Source organism: Labrys sp. ALF-8 (assembly GCF_059699065.1).
The window spans coordinates 3,461,670-3,480,616 of the sequence record NZ_AP048537.1 but is presented as its reverse complement, the minus strand read 5'-3'; the positions used below and the strand labels follow the sequence as shown (position 1 = coordinate 3,480,616).

Below are 18,947 nucleotides of genomic sequence, written 5' to 3'. Positions count from 1 at the left end.
CCGAACGTCATTCCGGCCGGAGAGCTGGAATGACGCTCGTTGCGGCCCGATCCGATCATGGCAGTTGATGGACGTCGCGTGGCCCTTTCCCTCGTTTCCGCGTTGAAGCCCGCTCAGAGATCGAGCGTCGCCTACCAGCAGCGCCGGCGCCTGTTCCTCGTCGCCATGACCCTACCGGCAGTGCTCTACGTGCTGGCGATCGGGGTCTGGCCACTCGCCCGGGGCATGTGGTTCAGCCTCTACGACTTCAATCTCCTGAGGCCGGCACGCACCCACTTCGTGGGGCTCGGCAACTACATCGACGTTCTCGGCGACAGCGTCTCGCTTCAGGCTTTCCTCAACACGGTGATCTTCACGGTGGGTGCGGTGAGCGTCGAGCTGCTGCTGGGATTTGCGATCGCTCTGGCGCTGTGGCGGGACGACCGCTTCAATCGCATCTGCCTCGCACTTATCCTCATCCCGGTCACGATCACGCCCCTCGTCGTCGGCCTCATCTTCAGAGGACTGCTGATGGCCGACTACGGGCTCGTGGGCTATTACCTCGCCGAGTTCGGCCTGTCCGATCCGCGCGGCCTGTTCGCGAATCCCGGCTCGGCGCTCGCCACGCTGATCTTCATCGACATATGGGAATGGACGCCGCTGGTCGCCCTCATCCTGCTCGCAGGGCTCAAGGCGCTGCCGGGCGACATCCTCGAGGCGGCGGAGGTGGACGGGGCGACGGCCCTGCAGCGCCTGCGCATCGTCGTGATCCCGCTGATGCTGCCCTCGATCCTCCTGGCGCTGACCCTGCGAACCATCGACGCCTTCCGCGTCTTCGACAGCATCTACGTGACCACGGGGGGAGGACCGGGGAACGCCACCAATACGCTGATGCTGCATGCGGTGAAGCAGGGTCTCGAATTTTTCAATATCGGCAGGGCCTCGGCCATCGCCAACCTCACGCTGCTCTGCATCGCCCTGATCGCCATCTGCTTCATCGGGCTGATACGCCGGGCCGACAGAAAGGCCAACGGACGATGAAGGCACGCAGCCTGCGGCGCATCGGCGAGCGCACCTTCATCCTGGTGATGCTGGCATTCTTCCTCCTGCCCTTCCTGTGGCTGGCTTCCACCGCCTACAAACCCTCCCGCGACATCTTTTCGGTACCGCCGACCTTCACCTTCGTACCGACCCTGGAACAGTTCGGCTCCGTGTTCCGCCTGTTCGACGTCTGGAGCCTGCTTTCCTCCAGTCTCCTGATTGCGGGGGGATCGGTGGTGCTGTCACTGCTGCTCGGCGTGCCCGCGGGCTACGCACTCGCCCGCTCCACCAGCCGGGCAGCCGTCGCCGTCGCGTACTTCTTCATGGCCATCCGCATGGTGCCGGCGGTGGCCGCCCTCATTCCCTTCTATCTGATGATGCGCGACGTCGGGCTGCTCGGCAGCTGGGTGAGCGTGGTGCTGATCAACGCGATGCTCAACTCGGCCTTCGTGACCTGGATGATGTTTTCCTATTTCAGGGGGTTGCCGAAGGAGTTGGAGGAAGCGGCCCTCACCGATGGCTGCACGCTGTTCGGGGCTTTCTGGCGCGTGGCGCTGCCGGCCGTCCGCTCAGGCGTCATCGCCTCGGTCCTGTTCTGCGTGATGTTCTCCTGGAACGACTTCCTCTACCCCATGTTCCTGACCAGGCTCGATTCCAAGCCGCTCTCGGTGGCTCTGCTCTCGGCCTATGGCACCAAGGACATCACCTGGGGGACACTCGGCGCGCTGGCGCATTTCTCGACCATCCCGATCGTCCTGATCGTGCTGTTCCTGAACCGCTATTTCGTGCAGGGACTGACCAAGGGCATCCACTGAGCTCGACGCGGCAGCCGCCCCTCATCCACTTCCTCTCCTAGCCTCAATCCCGTATCGCGGCCTCCGTCGCCGCATCGAAGAGGTGGATGCGGGCGGCATCGGCGACGAGCGACAGGCGTTCGCCCCGCGACACCCGCCGCGTGCTGTCGATCATGACTCTCAGCCGCGGTGCCGACAGGGCGACCTCGTCCTGCTCGGTGGCCAGGGCCTTGAGATGATCGGCCATCTCGACGTCGACATGGGCCAGCAAGTCCGCCCCAAGATCCTCGATGAAGGCGACAGTGCCCGGTATGGCGGACGAGGGTGCATTCACCCCGTCGACCGGCTGGAACACATCCGGGCGGACGCCGAGCACGACCGCCCTGCCCGCCGCACGGCCGACTCCCGGGCGCTCCGCCAGCACGCCGGCTGAAAAGGGAATAGCCACCCCGCCGAAACGGGCCTCGATACCGCCATGACCCGCGACGAGTTCGCCTTCCAGAAGGTTCATCGCGGGCGCGCCCATGAAGCTGGCGACGAAGAGATTGGCCGGCCGGTCGTAAAGGCTGCGCGGCGTGCCGAGTTGTTGCAGGACGCCTCCCTTCATCACCGCCACACGGTCCCCCATCGTCATCGCCTCGACCTGGTCGTGGGTGACGTACACGGTCGTGATGCCCGAGAGCTTCTGCATGCGGGCGATCTCGGCCCGCATCTGGCCGCGCAGGCGGGCATCGAGATTGGAAAGCGGCTCATCCATCAGGAAGGCCTGCGGGCTGCGCGCGAGGGCCCGGCCCATCGCGACACGCTGGCGCTGTCCGCCCGAGAGCTGGGCCGGCTTGCGCGCGAGATAATCCTCCAGTTCCAGGAGCCGCGCCGTCTCGTCCACCTTCCGCGCTATCTCGGCCTTGTCCATGCCCCGCACGCGCAGGCCAAACCCGATATTCTCGGCCACGGTGAGATGCGGATAGAGCGCATAGGACTGGAACACCATGGCGATGTCGCGATCTCGCGGAGCGAGATCGTTCACCACGGCTCCATTGATCATGAGCCGCCCCTCGCTGATGTCCTCAAGGCCGGCGATCATGCGGAGCGCGGTCGACTTGCCGCAGCCGCTCGGGCCGACGAGGATCAGGAATTCGCCGTCGCGGATGGTCATGTTGAGATTGCGGATAGCGGCATATCCGCCGGCGTAGGTCTTGCCGATCTGATCGAAAACGATCTCCGCCATGGTCTTCCCTTGTCTCCACGCCGCCCGCCCGCATCCGGCGTGCGAAGCCGTCCAGGCGAGAACATCGGCGATCATACTTCAACAAATCCTTACAGAACAAAAGAAGTTAATGTTTGAAATTGTTCGTCTGTTTGATAGACAGGGATGAGCAAATATTGGCCTTGCGGCAATTGGTCGACAGGGCATGGAGGAGCCAGGACAGCAGCATGAACGCCGGTCAGCCCATCACAGCCGCGCCCGAACGGCCCAAGGTGCTGGCGCAGGTGCGCCACGCGCGCATCCTGGCGACGCTTGCCAGGAACGGTTCGGTGTCGGTGAGCGATGTCGCCGCGCAGCTTGCCGTGTCGGAAATGACCGTGCGCCGCGACCTGATCGAACTCGAACGGGAAGGCAGGCTGGTGCGGACCCATGGCGGGGCCGTGCGCGCCAGCCGCCCCCTCGAAGCCCTGCCTGCGGAGCCGGTCGATCGCGAGGAGCCGACCTTCGAATCGCGGCTCGGACGGAACGCGACATCCAAGCGCATGATCGCCGTGGCGGCGGCTGGCCTGGCCACCGGTGCCCGCACCCTGGCCCTCGATGTCGGCACCACGACCTATATCCTCTCCGGGCTGCTGCTCGACCGGCCCCACACCAAGATCTTCACCAACAGCGTGCGGAATGCCATGCAGCTTTCTGCAGGTTCGGCGGAGGTCTACCTGCCCGGCGGGCGCATGCGCGGCGAGGAAATGTCCATCAGCAGCCAGTCGGCCGTTTCCCAGTTCGAGGAACTGTGGTTCGATATCGCCTTCGTCGGCGTATCCGGCATCACGACGCAGGGCATCTACGACTATTCCTTCGAGGACGCCGACATGAAGCGGGTCTATCTAAGGCGTGCCACGCGCAAGATCGTCCTGTGCGACTCCACCAAGTTCCGTCGCATGTCGCTGGTGCATGTCGGTCCGCTGCAGGATTTCGACATGCTGATCACGGACAACGAGCCGCCTGCCGATCTCGCCGACGCCCTGGCCACGGCCGGCGTGGAGGTCCGCGTCGGGCGGGAGGAGCACCTCCTGCCTTGACCGGGAACACGGGAGCCAGGGAGGCGACTGGGTGCGGCGGCATGGTCACGAGCCCCCATGCCCTCGCAAGCGAAGCCGGCGCCGCCGTTTTGCGGGCGGGTGGCAATGCGCTCGAAGCCGCAATAGCCATCGGCAGCACGATTGCTGTCGTCTATCCACATTTCTGCGGCCTCGGCGGAGATGCGATCTGGATGGTTGCCGATCGCAGTGGGCGCCGAAGCTGCTTCCTTGGCATCGGGCAGGCCGCCGGCGAACCGCCCGAGTTTAAGGGCGCGATCCCCGTCAGGGGGCCGATGTCGATGCTGACGACTGCCTGCGCCGTCGATAGCTGGCGTCACGCCCACGCCTATTCCGCCAGGCATTGGGGCGGTACGATTCCCTTTGCGGACCTGCTCGCCTCCGCGATTCGATATGCGCATGACGGCTTCCCCGTAACGCGATCGCAGTCCTTCTGGCTGGATTTCCGGAAGACCGAGGCCGGTGACTGGCCGGGTTTCGCCGATATCTTCATGCCCGGTGGCAGGTCGCCGGCCATAGGCGAACTCTTCCGGCAGGAGCATCTGGCTCGATCGCTGGACCTGATCGCCCGGGACGGCCCGCGATCCTTCTACGAAGGGGAACTGGGGGCCCGCGTCGCAGCCGGGCTGCACGCAGCCGGCTCTCCCCTCACCGCTGCCGACCTCGCGGCGACCCATACGCGCGAGGTGGCTCCCGAAAGCCTTGCGTATCGCGGTTTCGAGCTTCTCGCCCCGCCACCGCCGACGCAAGGCATCTCCACCCTGGCGATCATGGGCATCCTGGCGCATTTCGACATGGCGTCCCTTTCGCCAGGCGGGACGGACCATATCCATCTGTGCGTCGAGGCGGTCAAGCGTGCCTTTCTCGACCGAAGCGGCATCGCCGATCCGGATTTCGCTCCCCAGCCGGTGGCCGACTGGCTGGCTCCGGATCACCTGCGGGATGCCGCCGGGTCGATCGCAATGGACAGCGCGCTCGAATGGCCAGCGCCGCTGCGCACAGGCGACACGGTGTTCTTCGCGGCGGCCGACGCCGAGGGTGGTTGCGTCAGCGTGCTTCAAAGCACCTATTTCGATTGGGGAAGCGGCACCGTCGTCGGGGATACCGGCATTCTCTGGCAGAACCGCGGCGCCGCCTTCTCGCTGGACCCCACGCATCCGAACGCCTTCCAGCCGGGCAAGCGCCCCTTCTATACGCTCAACCCGGGCCTCGGCTTGAGAGAGGGCAGGCCAGCCCTGCTCTACGGCACCCAGGGCGCGGACGGCCAGCCCCAGACCCTTTCCATGATCCTCAGCCGGCATATCGACTTTGGGCAGGAGCCCGCCAAAGCCCTCGCGGGTCCGCGGTTCCTGCTCGGCAAGACGTTTTCGGACAGCCGCGACAGCCTCAAACTGGAGCGCGATGCGGGACAGGATGTCTTCGCCGGGCTTGAGGCACGCGGACATGCGATCGCCCCCATCGAGGCGCAGAGTCCGCTGGCCGGCCTCGCGGGGCTGATCAGCATAGACGAGCACGGAACGATGCGCGGTGCGCACGATCCGCGCGGAGACGGCGTCGCGCTCTCCGCGGATGCCCCGCCTCAGGACTGATCTCACGCAATATTCTCAAGCAAATGCGTTCAGGCTGGACAGCCCGTCCAACCTGAGATGCAGAAAATATGAGCATTTTGCGATTCATGGCGATTCAATCTGAAAGTAGAATGCTCCGTGCGGAGGCGCCCGCAACCTTCGTGTCACGTTCGGGTGGCTAGGCTGCGCGTATCGCTACGCCGTTCGATCATTCGACCGGGACCGAAATCCCTGTCGCAGGCGGGCGCATCAAGAAGAACACCGGTCGGGAGGGTGAGAGATGTCGGAATCCCAAGGTAACCTGGCGCATCTTTTCGCCCAGGCCGCCAAACATGCGTTTGCATTCCGCGCCGGCCTCGACGAACGCCCGCAACATCCTCAGCACAGCTATGCCGACGCACTCACAGCCTTCGACATGCCCACCCCGGCCACCGGCGAAGCGGCGGAGGTCGTCTTGGAGGATCTGGTCGAGCGGGCGACGCCGGGACTGCATGCCTGCACGGGCAGGCGCTTCTTCGGCTGGGTGATCGGCGCCTCCCACCCCGCCGGCGTCGCCGCGGACTGGATGGCCTCGGCCTGGGGCCAGAATGCCGGCAATCATACCGCCTCTCCAGCGGCCGCAGCGTGTGAAACGATCGCCGCGCGCTGGCTGCTGGACATGCTCGACCTGCCTCGCGAAGCCTCCGTCGGCTTCGTTTCAGGCGCGACCGTTGCCAATTTCGTCGCGCTGGCTGCAGCCCGCAGCGAGGTCCTGCATCGACTCGGCTGGGATGTGGAGGCCAAGGGCCTGTTCGATGCGCCGCCCATCCAGGTCCTGATCGGCGAAGACGCCCATTCCACGGTATTCTCCGTCCTGCAATATCTGGGCTTCGGCCATAGGCGCGTCACCCGCATTGCCACCGACGGCGAAGGGGCGATGCTGCCGGACGCGTTCGTGCGGGCGATGCGGAACGTTTCGTGGGATGCTCCGCTCATCGTGATCACCCAGGCGGGCCAGATCAATACCGGCGCCTTCGATCCTCATCCAACCATCGTCCGAGCCGTCCGGGCGCATCCCAATTGCTGGATCCATGTCGACGGGGCCTTCGGCCTCTGGGCCAGGGCCTGTCCCGACCGCGCATCGCTGGCGGATGGCGTCGAGATGGCTGACTCCTGGGCGACGGACGGGCACAAATGGCTGCAGACGCCCTATGACAGCGGCTATGCCATCGTGCGCCATTCCGATGCCCATCGCCGTGCGATGATGATCGCGGCGAGCTACCTGCCCTCGGTGGGCGCGGGCGAGCGCGATCCCTCCCACTACGTACCGGAGCTCTCGCGGCGGGCCCGGGGCTTCGCGACCTGGGCGATGCTGCGCCACTACGGGTGCGAGGGCATCGCCGCCATGGTCGAGCGACATTGCCGCCTGGCCCGCCTGATGGCGGATGCGCTGCGCCAGGAACCCGGCGTCGCCATCGTCAACGACGTCGTGCTCAACCAGGTCGTCGTCCGCTTCGGTTCGAGGGAAGAGCCGGAGACGGGCGACGAACTGACGCGTCGCACCATCGCCGCCCTCCAGCAGGACGGAGCCTGCTTTGCGGGAGGAGCGCAATGGAAGGGACGCTGGGTGATGCGGCTCTCGATCATCGGCGGCGAAACGACGGAAGCGGATGCGGTGTGTTCGGCCGAGGCGATCACGCGCGCCTGGCGGAAAGTGCAGGGAGCGGCCTGACCACAGGATGATCCGGCGACGCCGGAGGACTGCTCCAGCCAACGAGCCGGAACCCTGACCCGTCCACGAAAGCGCAAACGCCGGAGATGTCGCGCGCGGATGCGCGGGACAAGCCCAGTCATGACAAAACCAGCCACCCCGCGAATTGGCTCGGCCGTGAATCAACAAAAAGGGCCAGGCTTGCGCCTGGCCCGAATACCTTGAGTGTCGACGCCGCCGCAGCGGCCTCCAGATCTCAGGCAGCCGAAAGACGGTCGGCGGCAACCTTGCCGGAACGACGGTCCTCGACCAGCTCATAGCTGATCTTCTGGCCTTCCTGCAGGTCACGCAGGCCGGCGCGCTCGACAGCGCTGATGTGGACGAAGACGTCCTTGGAGCCGTCATCCGGCTGAATGAAACCATAACCCTTCTGGGTGTTGAACCACTTCACGGTGCCAGTGCTCATGATGAACCTTTCCTGTGGGCACGATCATGCCCCTGCAGCCGACTGGCGGCAAAGGCGCTGTTGGTCGAAATTGGTAGGAAGGTCATCAGCGTGCACGGCCAAAAGACCGCGCGGCCAAAACGTCCGGCCGAGTTCGATGGCGATTTTATGCTAGGAATGACGCACAATTGCAAGGGCGCCGGTGGCCGGCTTTCGATTTTGTACCTGCAGCTCCCTGTTTTTCCGCCTGTTTTCACGGTCACGCGGGGTCAAGATAGGGGCTGAGCTGTGCCAGGCTGAGCGGCGGCAGACCGGCGAGGCGGGCGGGATTGCCATCCGCAGATTCCCTCAGATGGCGCTCGAGCGCCTCTGCCGCCTCCTCGATGCGCCCCCCGGCAAGATGGCCCAGCACGGCCTTGTGCATGATGATCATCTGCGGGATGTCAGGTTGTTCCTTGTAGGAGCCGAAGGATAGATGCGCCGTGATCAGCGGCAGCTGGCAACGGTAGAGCGTCTCGCGCAATTCCTCGTTGGAGCAGCCGAGCACGATATCGTGGTGCAGGTCGACCTCGAGCCGGTGCAGCAGGCTCGGATCGGAGCGTGCCTCGAGCGTCTCCGCCGCCAGAACGCGCTCCAGCCTCTCCAGGATCATGTGTTCGTCCATATGGACCATGGCCTGCCGGAGCGCCGCGGGCTCCAGCAGGATCCGCATCTCATAGAGTTCTCCAATGCGCGCGGGCCTCAGCGGCCCCGCATACCAGCGCGCATTGGCCTCCTGCCGGACCAGCCCGACCCGCTCCAGCCGAAGCAGCAGTTCATGGGCGATGGTGCGGCTGACGCCGAAATGCTCGGCCAGAGCCTGGGAACGGATCTGGAAACGCCCGAACAGGAGACAGGACGCGACGTCCTTCTCGACGGACGAGTAGATCAGGTCGCGCCAGTTGCGCACCTTCAGCTCGGCCTCCGCTTCCGCCGGCAGGGCGACATGGGCGGCGAGATCACCGAAGATCGGCGCGTCGGTCGGTCGCGTTCCGACCACCACGCCGCGCATGGGCGGGCGGCGGTGCACCAGGCCTTCGGCCTCAAGCCGCGTCATGGTGTTCACGGCCGGCATGCGACCGATACCGAAGAGATCGGTCACCGCCTTCTCCCGAATGACGAACCCCTCCGGCAGGGCGCCCGAGTGGATATGGCCGGCCAGGATCTCCCAAACGATCGCGTTCATCCTGCGCCGCCCGCCTCCGGCAGGGCCGGCAAGCTCCTCCCTCCCCTCCCGCAGGCGTCCGTTCATGGCTTGGCTCCCCGCCGTCCGCTCACCGATAGCCCGCCTCCGACAGGATGCCGATACGCGCGACATTGCTGAGGTCGACTATGGCGGCGCCGGCATCCATGTCGACGGGCAGCAGGCCATAGCGGATGTTCAGAACGAGCTGGATCACGGGATAGAAGCCCTGCGTGTAGGGCTGCTGATCGGTTGTAAAGACCAGATGGCCCGTCTGGATCAGGCGCAGGATCGTCGGGGAGAGATCGAAGCCGGCGGCATAGATCGGACGGGCGGCCCGTTCCGCCGCAAGCGCCGCTCCCTCGGTGTCGGCCTGGCCGGTGGCGAGCACGATGGAGATCTCCGGCCGCTGGTCGAGAATAGCCAGGATGTGCCGGGCTGCTTCCTCCGCATAGTGGCCGGTGACGGTCTCTACCCACTCGATGCCATGGCCGCTGAGGCCCGCCTTGATGCCGTCTCGCCTCTCTTCCAGCGCGGAGATGCCGGGATCGTGCATGGTGAGCAGGACGGTGCTGCCGGGCCTGACATCGGGGGCAACGCGGCGTGCGAGCGCCCGGCCCGCGGCGGGGAAATCCTGCGCGATGCCGCTGAGCACACCGCTCCGGCCACGTCCGGCGTCGATGTTGAAGGCGACGACCGGTACCCCCCGGCTCCTGGCCTCGGCGATCACCGGCGCAAAGGCCTCGACGTCGAACACCACGATGGCAAGGCCGTCGACACCCTGTTCGAGCCCCCGCCTTGCGATGGCGGCCATGCCGGACGCGTCGACGCCGACCGTACCCGTGAATTCCACCTCGACATCCATCAAGGCCGCGGCATCGGCCATGCCTCGCCGGACAGGGCCGAAGAAATCCTCGTCGCAGGTCACGGCGATGAACAGGAGCTTCAATCGCCTGGAGGCTTCGGAAGGGTTCATCTGCCGCTCCTCAGGAAATCACGCGCGCCGATCCCTCGGCCTGGTGGCGCCCAAGCGCCTCCCAATCCCAGTCGATACCAAGGCCGGGCTCCGTGGACGGGATGGCATGACCGGCCTCGATGCGCATGCCGGTCTTCGTCACGCCGTCGAGCTGCGGGATGTATTCCACCCAGCGCGCATTGGGCACGGCGCAGCACAGCCCGACGTGCAGTTCCATGAGGAAATGCGGGCAGACCGCCACGTTGAAGCTCTCGGCCATGTGGGCGACCTTGAGCCAGGGCGTGATGCCACCGATACGCGCCACGTCCACCTGCACGACGGAACAGGCACGGCGCTGGAGATAATCGCGGAAATGGGAGGCGCCGTAGATGCTCTCGCCGACGGCGATGGGAATGGAGGTCGAGGCGGCGAGGCGTACATGCCCGTCGACGTCATCAGCCGGGAGCGGCTCCTCGAACCAGCCGATATCGGCCTCCCGATAATGATGGGCGCGCCGGATCGCCTCGTCCACCGCGAAGGCCTGGTTGGCATCCGTGAAGATCTCGAATGCCTCGCCCACCGCCTCGCGCACGGCGAGGAGCCGGCCGACATCATCCCGCACAGGCCGGCCGACCTTGACCTTGCATCCCCCGAACCCATCCGCCTTCGCCTTGAGCGAATCCTCGACGATGGCCTTTGTCTCGAGCTGCAGCCAGCCGCCTTCTGTGGTGTAGAGCCGCACCTTATCCTGGGCTCCGCCCGCCATCACATGCAGGGGCAACCCGGCCCTGCGGCAGCGCAGGTCCCAGAGCGCGGAATCCACGGCCGCCAGCGCCAGCGAAGTGATGGCGCCGACCGAGGTCGCGTGGGTGAGGAAGAGAAGATCCCGCCAGATCTGCTCGACCATGGCGGCTTCGCGCCCGATCAGGACCGGAGCGAAGGTGCGGGCGAGTAGTTCCAGCACAGAATGGCCACCCGTTCCGATGGTGTAGCTGTAGCCGGTGCCAACCGCGCCATCGGCGTCGATGATGCGGACGATCGGGGTTTCCTGCGCCACGAAGGACTGGATCGCATCGACCCGCTTCACCTTGGGCTCAAGCACCACCATCGAGAGCTCGACACGCACGATCCTGGCCATGAGCCGTCCCTTCCCGAACACACCTGTTGCCGTCGCTCGACGGGCAGTCTTTCGCTCAGGGATACGCCCCGCCTCCCAACGCCGTCAAGAATATTGCATGGACTATGCAAAAGTGATCTTAAGCGAACGGAATCATGCGCACCGCCCTTGATCGGATCGCGTGGGCGCGCTCAATAGGGCCACAGCCAGAAACGTCAGGAAACGCCATGAAGACACGCAAGGTCGGCCGCACGAGCGTCGAGGTAACCGAGATTTCCTTCGGCTGCACCGGCATCGGCAACCTCTACAAAGCCGTGAACCGCAACGACGCCGCCGCTACCCTGCAGATCGCTTGGGATGCGGGCATCCGCTATTTCGACACCGCGCCGCGCTACGGCCACGGCCTTTCGGAGCTGCGACTGGGCGATTTCCTCTATGGCCGGCCGCGGGACAGCTATGTGATCTCGACCAAGGTGGGGCGAGTGCTCAGGCCCGTGGCGGAGGATGCCGTGCCCGACTACGGCTTCGCAGATCCCCTGCCCTTCGCGGCCGATTACGACTACAGCTACGATGGCATTCTCCGCTCCTTCGACCAGAGCCTGACGCGCCTCGGCCTCAACCGCGTGGACATCGTCTACGTCCATGACATCGGCGTACTCACGCATGGCAAGGAGGACAACGAACGGCATGTCCGCGCCCTGCTGGACGGTGGCTTCAGGGCGCTCGACGAGTTGAAGAGCCGTGGCGCCATCCGGGCAATCGGCATCGGCGTCAACGAGGTGCAGGTGTGCCTCGAACTCATGGACCACTTCCCACTCGACTGCATCCTGCTGGCCGGACGCTATTCGCTGCTCGACCGCTCCGCCGAACCGGCGCTGCTGGAGCGCTGCGTCAAGGATGGCACCTCGCTGGTCATGGGCGGCGTGTTCAATTCAGGTATCCTCGCCACCGGCGCGATCCCCGGCGCGACCTTCGACTATGGCCCCGCCTCCGAGGAGGTGCTTGAGCATGTGCGCAACCTCGAAGCGGTGGCCGCGAAATACCAGGTGCCGCTCGCGGCGGCGGCGATGCAATTTCCCCTCGGCAGCCCGGCGGTCGCCTCGGTGCTCATCGGCACCGGCAATCCAGGCAGCCTCAGGCGCAACCTCTCGCAACTCGACTTCGAGATTGCTCCTGCCGCCTGGGCCGAGTTCGACCACCATACGCTCATGGCGCCGGATCCTGCGCACGCCACGCCCTGGGCCCAGACGGAGGGGTAGGCGGATCGCCAGAACGCCCGGCCCCCGCCCCTTCCCGAAGCCCGCGGTCGCACGGCCGGCGACAGCCTCGGTCACAACCGGCAGATCGCGAATTCCGGTCACCGGTGTTACAAGGGCGCTCGGCTTCGTGTAACAGGGCGGCATGTCTGAAAATCTCACGCTCGGCATTGCCGCTCTCTCCACCGCTGCGGTCATCCTGCGCCCGTTCAACTGGCCCGAAGCGATATGGGCCGTCGCAGGCGCGGTGATGCTGCTCGCTCTCGGCCTGATCTCGCCGCATATGGCGCTGGCGGGCGTGGCGCGCGGTACCGACGTCTATCTCTTCCTCATCGGCATGATGCTGCTGGCGGAGATAGCGCGCCATGAGGGCCTGTTCGACTGGCTTGCCGTGCAGGCCATGCGCCATGCGGAGGGCTCGCCCCTTCGCCTCTTCGCTTTGGTCTATGGCGTGGGGGTCGTGGTCACGGTGTTCCTGTCGAATGACGCCACGGCGGTGGTGATGACCCCGGCGGTCGCAGCCGCGATGCGGGCGGCACGCATCGACAAGCCCCTGCCCTATCTACTGGTCTGCGCCCTGGTCGCGAATGCCGCCTCGTTCGTGCTGCCGATCTCCAATCCCGCCAATCTGGTGGTGCAGGGAACGGCCATGCCTCCGTTGATGCAATGGCTCGGCATCTTCACCCTGCCTTCGCTCGCGGCGATCGCAGCCACCTATGCCGCCTTGCGATTGATCTTTCGCGGCCAGTTCACGGGGCAGATCGCCAGCGACATCCCCGAGGTGCGGCTTTCGCGGGGCGCGGTCGCCGCAGCGCTCGGCATCACCGCCACTGCAATCGGCCTGATGACGGCGTCCGCAATCGGCCGGGATCTCGGCCTGCCGACGGCGATCGCCGGCATCGCCACCACGCTGATCGTCGCCTGCATGGGCAAGGAAGCGGCGCCTGCCATGCTGCGTCACGTCGTCCGGGACATTTCCTGGGGAGTCCTCCCGCTGGTGGCGGGCCTGTTCGTACTCGTCCAGGCGCTGGAAGGAACCGGGGTGCTCGCCACGCTCGTGAGCCACCTGCAGGAGCTCGCCCGGCAGTCGACGCCGGTGGCGAGCTGGATCGTTGGCCTCGTCACTGCCTTCGCCTGCAACGTCACCAACAACCTGCCCGCCGGACTGATAGCCGGCAGTACCGTTCAGGCCGCACAGGTGCCCGACGCGATCCGCGCGGCGGCGGTGATCGGCATCGACATCGGCCCGAACCTCTCGATCACCGGCTCGCTCGCCACCATTCTCTGGCTTACCGCGCTGCGCCGCGAGGGACACGGCGTAAGCGCCTGGGCCTTCCTGAAGAGCGGCTTCATCGCCATGCCGCCGGCGCTGCTCCTCGCCCTGGCGGCTCTCGGCCTGCAGGGCTGGCTGTGGTAGGCGGTCCGGTCAGGAATCGGTAAAGCCCAGCCAGGGCTCGAGCTTCTCCCAGGTTTCGTCCATCGCATAGGCGGCGACGAAAGGCAGCGACAAATGGCCGTAGCGCAGCGAAAGCTGATCCTCTGCCGCCTCCTCGCCCCGCCTCGCGACGGATGCCACATAGAGCGCGGCGGCAAGACCCGTGCGATCGGAACCGGAGTTGCAGTGGATCAGGAGTGGCTTGGGCGCCTTCGCCATCAACGCGATCAGTTGCTCGGCTCGCTCCTGTGTCAGTTCGTGCTTGGCCGACATCCGAAAATCGATGTGTTCGACGCCGAGCGCTCGGGCGTCGGCCAGTTCCTTGTCGTACCAGTGCTCGCCGGGATTGGCGCCACGCAGATTGATGATGGTCCTGATGCCGTAGCGGCGGACGTCGCGGTTCATCAGCGTATTGCTCAACTGCGCCGAGCGGTAGACCTCCCCCGGCACGACGGTAGCGAAATTGCCCGTCAGCAGGGCATCGCTCGCATAAGCGCCGAGAGCGAGCGCGGCGGCAACGCAGACGCCGCCGCACAGGGCAAGGAGGGGCTTTCGGCCGGGGAACATCGCAGGACCATTGGCAGGGAGAACAATCCCTATTCGCGCGTCGATTGCAGCCAAAAGAGGGCTGTTCATTGCCGAAACGTAAAGACGACGATTATTTCTGCTCCTCAAAAACAGGGGCGTTCCGGCTCCGAACCGCTGTTCCGCGAAAGAAGCCGAAGGCGTATACTCGATGATCGGAACAAGATCATAAGATCAAAAGGGGAGGCGTCATGCACACACCCCCGATCACGGGTGCGCAGATCAGGGCCGGCAGGGCACTGTTACGCTGGACGGCACAGAAATTGGCCGATGCGTCCAAGCTCGGGGTCGCCACGATCCGGCGAGCGGATGCCAGCGACGACATTCCTTCGATCACGGCCGCCAATGCCGCCGCAATCCGACAAGCCCTCGAAACAGGAGGGGTCGAATTTATCTGGGATCATGGTAGAGGTGTGGGCGTTCGCCTGGCGCGCCACCGTATCGTGCCTGGCGAACATTTCGACTTTGTCAGTGATGGGAATGAAGGGTGAGGAAGTCTTTCTTGGCCGTGGCCGCGGCAATGCCGGTGATGTTGGGCGTGTCGCATGCGTGGGCCTATGACTACATGGCTATCGGGATTGGCACCATGCCGTGCAAATATTGGTTGTCCACACCGCAGCTCGAAGGGGAAGGCAATACCTGGATCCTAGGCTGGTGGACCGGGTTGGACAGCCGCAACGACAATCATTGGGTCGGCAGCAGCACCGACGGCAACGGCATCATCTTGGTCGTCAAAAGAGAATGCGAGCACAATCCTGACAAACTACTTATGAATGTCGTGGCCGATCTCTTTAAGAAATGGAATCACCCTCCAAAATAAAAGTTCAATCACTGAAGAAATACATATTCATTCATACGTTTCAGCAGGCAAGCCCGCCACGCCGCTGAACGCGTTATAGTTCATATGATGCAGGAACCATCGAATCCATATGCATTTTGTTAAGAAAGTTTCCGTAGCGGTATGGCACTGGGTCAACCCTGGATACTCACTTAACAAGGCAAGATGGTTTCCATGTCAAAGATTGCAAAATTCGCTGCCGCCCTCGGCTTCGTGATCGCCACCGCCGGCATCGCCCAGGCCATGCCGGCCGGCGCGCCGCACCATGACGGCCTGTCGATGGCCACCGAGGCGGCGTATGGCTGCCCGCGCGGCATGCATCCCAACCGTTTCGGCCGCTGCGAGCCCAATCGCCCTGTGGTGGTGCGTCCGGCTCCGATCTATCGTCCGGCTCCGGTGGTCCGTCGTCCCGTCTGCCCGCCCGGCATGCGCCTGGCACCCTCCGGCCGCCGCTGCGTCACCCGCTTCTGATCGGCCGATACTCCTCAAGACAGGAAAGGCTGGAGCCTCGCGGCTCCAGCCTTTTTCATGCCGCTCACTCGGCGCCGGTGTGCCAGGGGCCGTGATGAGCGCCGGGCTGGTCGATGCGCTCGAAGCCGTGCGCGCCGAAAATATCGCGCTGTGCCTGGACCAGATCCACCGTGGCGCGGCTGGTGCGCAACTGCTGCAGGTAATTCACAGCCGAGGTCAGGGCCGGCACGGGATGGCCATTGGCCACGGCGAGGCCCAGGATCTTGCGAGCGGAAGGCAGGCTTGCCTTGAGTTCACCGGCAAAATCCGGATCAAGGACGAGCGACTCGGGAGCGGGCGTCGCCGAATAGGCCTTCGACATCGAGTCGAGCATGCGGGAGCGGATGATGCAGCCGGCGCGCCAGATCTTGGCGATTTCGGCCAGCGGCAGATCCCAGCCGAACTGCTTGGAGCCGGCGGCCAGCACGTCGAAGCCCTGCGCATAGGCCAGGATCTTGCCGGTCAGCAGCGTCTTCTCGATATCCGCGATGATCTCGGGCGTGGCCGAGCCGATCGGCGCACGTTCGGCATCGCCAAGGACGCCGTTCACCGCCTGGCGCAGGCTGCGCATCGAGGACAGGCCTCGCGCTTCGACGGCCGCGGAGATCGCGCTGGCCGGCACACCGAGGTCGAGTGCCTCGATGGCAGACCAGCGGCCGGTGCCCTTCTGGCCCGCGCTGTCGAGAATGACGTCGACCAGCGGCTTCGAGGTGGCCGGATCGACCGTACGCAGAGCCTGCACCGTGATCTCGGTGAGGTAGGAGGCGAGCGGTCCCTTGGTCCAGCCTTCGAACACGTCGGCAATGGCCGAGGGCGCCATGCCGAGCCCGGAGCGCATCAGGCCATAGGCCTCGGCGATCATCTGCATATCGGCATATTCGATGCCATTATGCAGCGTCTTCACGAAATGGCCGGCGCCGGCAGGTCCCATATAGCCGCAGCAGGAGGCGCCTTCGTAGCGGGCCGCGATGGCGTTCAACACATCCTTGACGCGCTCGTAGGCCGTGGGGCTGCCGCCGACCATGATGGAGGGGCCATGGCGGGCGCCCTCCTCGCCACCGGACACGCCGACGCCGAGGAACTGAAAACCCTCTGCGCCCAGAGCCTTGTCGTGGGCGACGCTGTCACGGTAGTTCGCGTTGCCGGCATCGATGATGATGTCGCCCTGCGACAGATGCGGCTTGAGCTGGTCGATCGTATCGTCGACGGCGGCACCGGCCTTCACCATCAGCAGCAGCGCGCGCGGCGGCTTGAGCGCGGCGACGAGTTCCTCGATCGAATGGCAGGCAATCATGCTGGAGGCCAGGTCCCCGGCTTCCTTGATCGCCTCGTCCGTACGGGCGGTGGAGCGATTGTAGACGGCGACCTTGAAACCCTTTTCGGCGATGTTCATGGCGAGGTTGCGCCCCATCACCGCCATGCCGATGACTGCAATATCCGCCTGTGCCACTTGTACGTCTCCCCTGATAACTCGATGACCGACCGCTTTGCCCGATCGATCCTTCCCAGCGCTATGCCGCCTTTGGCGCGCGATGTACAGCCCTGGCGGCGCTCATTGTGTAGGCAATGTCGTTTTGCGAAAATTTCGAGCGGCGCGATAAAATGGACGCGATCGAGCCGCCCGGCCGCCCGAAGCGACAGATTCGATCCTCACCAGGTCTGCGGAGGCGACAGCGGCACGGGATCGTTCCTGAAGCCATGAAGATGGCGGGTGCGCAGCTCCAGTCCATGCGCGACCTGCTCCACGATGTCGAGAGCATGGCGCAGCTCGGTGTGGCTGTAATAGGTCAGCAGGTTCGCCGCGAGGGCCTCCTCACCGGCATCGAGCAGGATGGCGGCGCTGCCGGCGATGCCGGCCTGGCTGAGGCTCAGCTTCGCCTCGATGGCCTCCCAAAGCGCCGTCGTCTCCGACAGGAAGGTCTCGTGATGCTGGAAGATGAGGTTGAGCAGGCGCTTTCCGGCGGCGCTCGCCGAACGCGTCGACTCGATGCCCTGTGGCACGTGGGAAACCGTATCGGCGCGTCCCTTGTCCGCATGGCGTGTGTCGAGGAAGCGTGCCGCCTCCCCCGCGGCCAGGTAGCGGTGGGCGCGATATTCCTCGGGGACCTCGCTCATGCCCATGAAGACCGGCACGAAGGGCGCGGCAACGGCACCGACCTGCGTATGCCAGAGCAGGCGGAGCTGGCTGTGCGCAGGGGCCGCGAGCGGCACGACCTGGCCGTAGCCTGCCGTGTCGCCGGTGAGCCGTGCGGTGCGGACGGCCCAGATCATGTCGGCGAGGCCGATCTTCTCCGGCCGCCTCGCCCGTGCGGCCATCTCCGTCTCGATCCACGCGACGCCGGCCCAGCGGCCTTTCCCGTCACCATAGACCGAATTGGCGTCAAAGGGACCGTCCCCGTCATACCAGCCCTGTTCCCTTGCGAAGGAGACGAAATGCGGGGGATAGAGGAAGTCGTCCCGCCCGGGCTCCGCGACAGGCACGACGCCGACATAGCCGGGCCTCGAAGCCCGGATGGAGTCGGCGCCCAGCCGCTCGGCCACCCACAGACCCCTGCCGCCGGAAAACTCGATCACCACCCAGGCCTCCTCGGCGTCGGCGATCAGGTGCGAATTGCCGCCGTAATCGGCATAGCCGTGGCGGGCGATGAGACCGGCGATGATGTCGACGCCCTCGCGAGCGCTCCGCGCCCTCTCCAGGACGATGCGCGCAAGGTCGCTGTAGTTGAGGCCGGCCTGATCCCGCGGTGTCATGGCGACGAGTTCGGGCCGCGAGGACGACCAGATATCTCGGACCGCCACGCCATGTTCGTTGAGGCCGCCATTGGTGAGCGGAGCGGGCACGCCCTTGTAGTAACTGTAGCTTACGCGGACATGACGCGCGGTTTCGTCGGCCTGGGGGATCTCGCTCATGCGTCCAGGCATGTCGGCCTCGGACGTCACGCCAACCCGAATCGTCGCTCCCGCCTCATGCTGCCGGCGCGGCACGATTTCCAGCCAGTGGCTCGAGGGCTCGTCACCGTAGCCCGCGAGATAGGCGATGCCGTCGGCCGTATGATTCCTGCCGACATAGAGACCGTAACTCACACTTTCCTCCGCCTTGCCCGCCCGCCGGCCGCGCTCGGCCCGGCTTCCGCCTCATACAACGGGATAGGCCTTTCACCCTATGGCCAAGTTGCGCGAAGCGCGTGCGTTTGATCACGTATGGATC

General features: G+C 65.4%; 18 protein-coding genes. 10 read left to right on the top strand and 8 right to left on the bottom strand.

The genetic code is table 11. The features are described from left to right. Positions 1-78 precede the first annotated feature (78 nt). Positions 79-1,020, top strand: a complete 942-nt coding sequence (locus AC6H34_RS16030; protein ID WP_497539902.1) for a carbohydrate ABC transporter permease — start codon at positions 79-81, stop codon at positions 1,018-1,020. Next, positions 1,017-1,835 (top strand): carbohydrate ABC transporter permease, encoded by an 819-nt coding sequence (locus AC6H34_RS16025; protein ID WP_448148911.1) that lies wholly within the window; start codon positions 1,017-1,019, stop codon positions 1,833-1,835. The genes AC6H34_RS16030 and AC6H34_RS16025 overlap by 4 nt, the downstream gene beginning before the upstream one ends. Positions 1,836-1,878: 43 nt before the next feature. Here AC6H34_RS16025 and AC6H34_RS16020 read toward each other — a convergent pair whose 3' ends face one another. Beyond that, positions 1,879-3,042: an ABC transporter ATP-binding protein gene (locus tag AC6H34_RS16020; protein ID WP_448148912.1), complete on the bottom strand. Its 1,164-nt coding sequence runs from the start codon at positions 3,040-3,042 to the stop codon at positions 1,879-1,881. Between the two features lie 206 nt (positions 3,043-3,248). Between AC6H34_RS16020 and AC6H34_RS16015 the strand changes: the two genes are divergently transcribed. From AC6H34_RS16015 to AC6H34_RS16005, 3 genes are all read left to right on the top strand, one after another. Beyond that, entirely contained in the window at positions 3,249-4,100 is an 852-nt protein-coding gene (locus AC6H34_RS16015; protein WP_448148913.1) for a DeoR/GlpR family DNA-binding transcription regulator, read from the top strand. A gap of 41 nt (positions 4,101-4,141) precedes the next feature. Next, a complete protein-coding gene (locus AC6H34_RS16010; RefSeq protein WP_497539901.1) occupies positions 4,142-5,707 on the top strand; it encodes a gamma-glutamyltransferase family protein in 1,566 nt (521 codons plus the stop codon). A gap of 259 nt (positions 5,708-5,966) precedes the next feature. After that, positions 5,967-7,397 (top strand): pyridoxal phosphate-dependent decarboxylase family protein, encoded by a 1,431-nt coding sequence (locus AC6H34_RS16005; protein ID WP_497539401.1) that lies wholly within the window; start codon positions 5,967-5,969, stop codon positions 7,395-7,397. 235 nt (positions 7,398-7,632) lie between these two features. Here AC6H34_RS16005 and AC6H34_RS16000 read toward each other — a convergent pair whose 3' ends face one another. The 4 genes from AC6H34_RS16000 to AC6H34_RS15985 form a co-directional block, all read right to left on the bottom strand. Further along, positions 7,633-7,842 (bottom strand): cold-shock protein, encoded by a 210-nt coding sequence (locus AC6H34_RS16000; RefSeq protein ID WP_448148915.1) that lies wholly within the window; start codon positions 7,840-7,842, stop codon positions 7,633-7,635. 238 nt (positions 7,843-8,080) lie between these two features. Beyond that, positions 8,081-9,112, bottom strand: a complete 1,032-nt coding sequence (locus tag AC6H34_RS15995; protein WP_497539400.1) for a GntR family transcriptional regulator — start codon at positions 9,110-9,112, stop codon at positions 8,081-8,083. 22 nt (positions 9,113-9,134) lie between these two features. Next, complete coding sequence (locus AC6H34_RS15990; RefSeq protein ID WP_497539399.1) at positions 9,135-10,019, bottom strand: substrate-binding domain-containing protein; 885 nt, start codon at positions 10,017-10,019, stop codon at positions 9,135-9,137. 10 nt (positions 10,020-10,029) lie between these two features. Continuing rightward, positions 10,030-11,136, bottom strand: coding sequence for a mandelate racemase/muconate lactonizing enzyme family protein (locus AC6H34_RS15985; RefSeq protein WP_497539398.1), 1,107 nt, complete (start codon positions 11,134-11,136; stop codon positions 10,030-10,032). Positions 11,137-11,342: 206 nt separating this feature from the next. Here AC6H34_RS15985 and AC6H34_RS15980 point away from each other — a divergent pair, with 206 nt between their 5' ends. Further along, positions 11,343-12,374: an aldo/keto reductase gene (locus AC6H34_RS15980; RefSeq protein ID WP_497539397.1), complete on the top strand. Its 1,032-nt coding sequence runs from the start codon at positions 11,343-11,345 to the stop codon at positions 12,372-12,374. A gap of 142 nt (positions 12,375-12,516) precedes the next feature. After that, positions 12,517-13,788, top strand: a complete 1,272-nt coding sequence (locus tag AC6H34_RS15975; RefSeq protein WP_497539396.1) for an arsenic transporter — start codon at positions 12,517-12,519, stop codon at positions 13,786-13,788. 9 nt (positions 13,789-13,797) lie between these two features. On the opposite strand, the gene AC6H34_RS15970 is transcribed toward AC6H34_RS15975, so the two are convergent. Then, positions 13,798-14,373 (bottom strand): dual specificity protein phosphatase family protein, encoded by a 576-nt coding sequence (locus AC6H34_RS15970; RefSeq protein ID WP_497539395.1) that lies wholly within the window; start codon positions 14,371-14,373, stop codon positions 13,798-13,800. A 209-nt stretch (positions 14,374-14,582) separates the two neighbouring features. Between AC6H34_RS15970 and AC6H34_RS15965 the strand changes: the two genes are divergently transcribed. The 3 genes from AC6H34_RS15965 (at position 14,583) to AC6H34_RS15955 (ending at position 15,700) form a co-directional block, all read left to right on the top strand. Next, a complete protein-coding gene (locus tag AC6H34_RS15965) occupies positions 14,583-14,882 on the top strand; it encodes a transcriptional regulator (RefSeq protein WP_448148922.1) in 300 nt (99 codons plus the stop codon). 11 nt (positions 14,883-14,893) lie between these two features. Then, the gene (locus AC6H34_RS15960; RefSeq protein WP_497539394.1) at positions 14,894-15,211 is read left to right on the top strand and encodes a hypothetical protein; all 318 of its coding nucleotides are present in this window, start codon (positions 14,894-14,896) and stop codon (positions 15,209-15,211) included. Between the two features lie 192 nt (positions 15,212-15,403). Beyond that, positions 15,404-15,700 (top strand): hypothetical protein, encoded by a 297-nt coding sequence (locus AC6H34_RS15955; protein WP_497539393.1) that lies wholly within the window; start codon positions 15,404-15,406, stop codon positions 15,698-15,700. Positions 15,701-15,764: 64 nt separating this feature from the next. Here the strand turns inward: AC6H34_RS15955 and gnd are convergent, their stop codons facing one another. Both gnd and AC6H34_RS15945 read right to left on the bottom strand, forming a co-directional pair. After that, positions 15,765-17,189, bottom strand: coding sequence for an NADP-dependent phosphogluconate dehydrogenase (gnd, locus tag AC6H34_RS15950; RefSeq protein ID WP_448148925.1), 1,425 nt, complete (start codon positions 17,187-17,189; stop codon positions 15,765-15,767). 200 nt (positions 17,190-17,389) lie between these two features. Next, positions 17,390-18,823: a C69 family dipeptidase gene (locus tag AC6H34_RS15945; RefSeq protein WP_497539392.1), complete on the bottom strand. Its 1,434-nt coding sequence runs from the start codon at positions 18,821-18,823 to the stop codon at positions 17,390-17,392. Positions 18,824-18,947: the final 124 nt, after the last annotated feature.

Bases quoted from the DNA above. Each gene is read 5' to 3' on its own strand.
- AC6H34_RS16025 (WP_448148911.1), top strand. From the start codon at position 1,017: ATGAAGGCACGCAGCCTGCGGCGCATCGGCGAGCGCACCTTCATCCTG.
- AC6H34_RS16020 (WP_448148912.1), bottom strand. From the start codon at position 3,042: ATGGCGGAGATCGTTTTCGATCAGATCGGCAAGACCTACGCCGGCGGA.
- AC6H34_RS16015 (WP_448148913.1), top strand. From the start codon at position 3,249: ATGAACGCCGGTCAGCCCATCACAGCCGCGCCCGAACGGCCCAAGGTG.
- AC6H34_RS16010 (WP_497539901.1), top strand. From the start codon at position 4,142: ATGGTCACGAGCCCCCATGCCCTCGCAAGCGAAGCCGGCGCCGCCGTT.
- AC6H34_RS16005 (WP_497539401.1), top strand. From the start codon at position 5,967: ATGTCGGAATCCCAAGGTAACCTGGCGCATCTTTTCGCCCAGGCCGCC.
- AC6H34_RS16000 (WP_448148915.1), bottom strand. From the start codon at position 7,842: ATGAGCACTGGCACCGTGAAGTGGTTCAACACCCAGAAGGGTTATGGT.
- AC6H34_RS15995 (WP_497539400.1), bottom strand. From the start codon at position 9,112: ATGAACGGACGCCTGCGGGAGGGGAGGGAGGAGCTTGCCGGCCCTGCC.
- AC6H34_RS15990 (WP_497539399.1), bottom strand. From the start codon at position 10,019: ATGAACCCTTCCGAAGCCTCCAGGCGATTGAAGCTCCTGTTCATCGCC.
- AC6H34_RS15985 (WP_497539398.1), bottom strand. From the start codon at position 11,136: ATGGCCAGGATCGTGCGTGTCGAGCTCTCGATGGTGGTGCTTGAGCCC.
- AC6H34_RS15980 (WP_497539397.1), top strand. From the start codon at position 11,343: ATGAAGACACGCAAGGTCGGCCGCACGAGCGTCGAGGTAACCGAGATT.
- AC6H34_RS15975 (WP_497539396.1), top strand. From the start codon at position 12,517: ATGTCTGAAAATCTCACGCTCGGCATTGCCGCTCTCTCCACCGCTGCG.
- AC6H34_RS15970 (WP_497539395.1), bottom strand. From the start codon at position 14,373: ATGTTCCCCGGCCGAAAGCCCCTCCTTGCCCTGTGCGGCGGCGTCTGC.
- AC6H34_RS15965 (WP_448148922.1), top strand. From the start codon at position 14,583: ATGCACACACCCCCGATCACGGGTGCGCAGATCAGGGCCGGCAGGGCA.
- AC6H34_RS15955 (WP_497539393.1), top strand. From the start codon at position 15,404: ATGTCAAAGATTGCAAAATTCGCTGCCGCCCTCGGCTTCGTGATCGCC.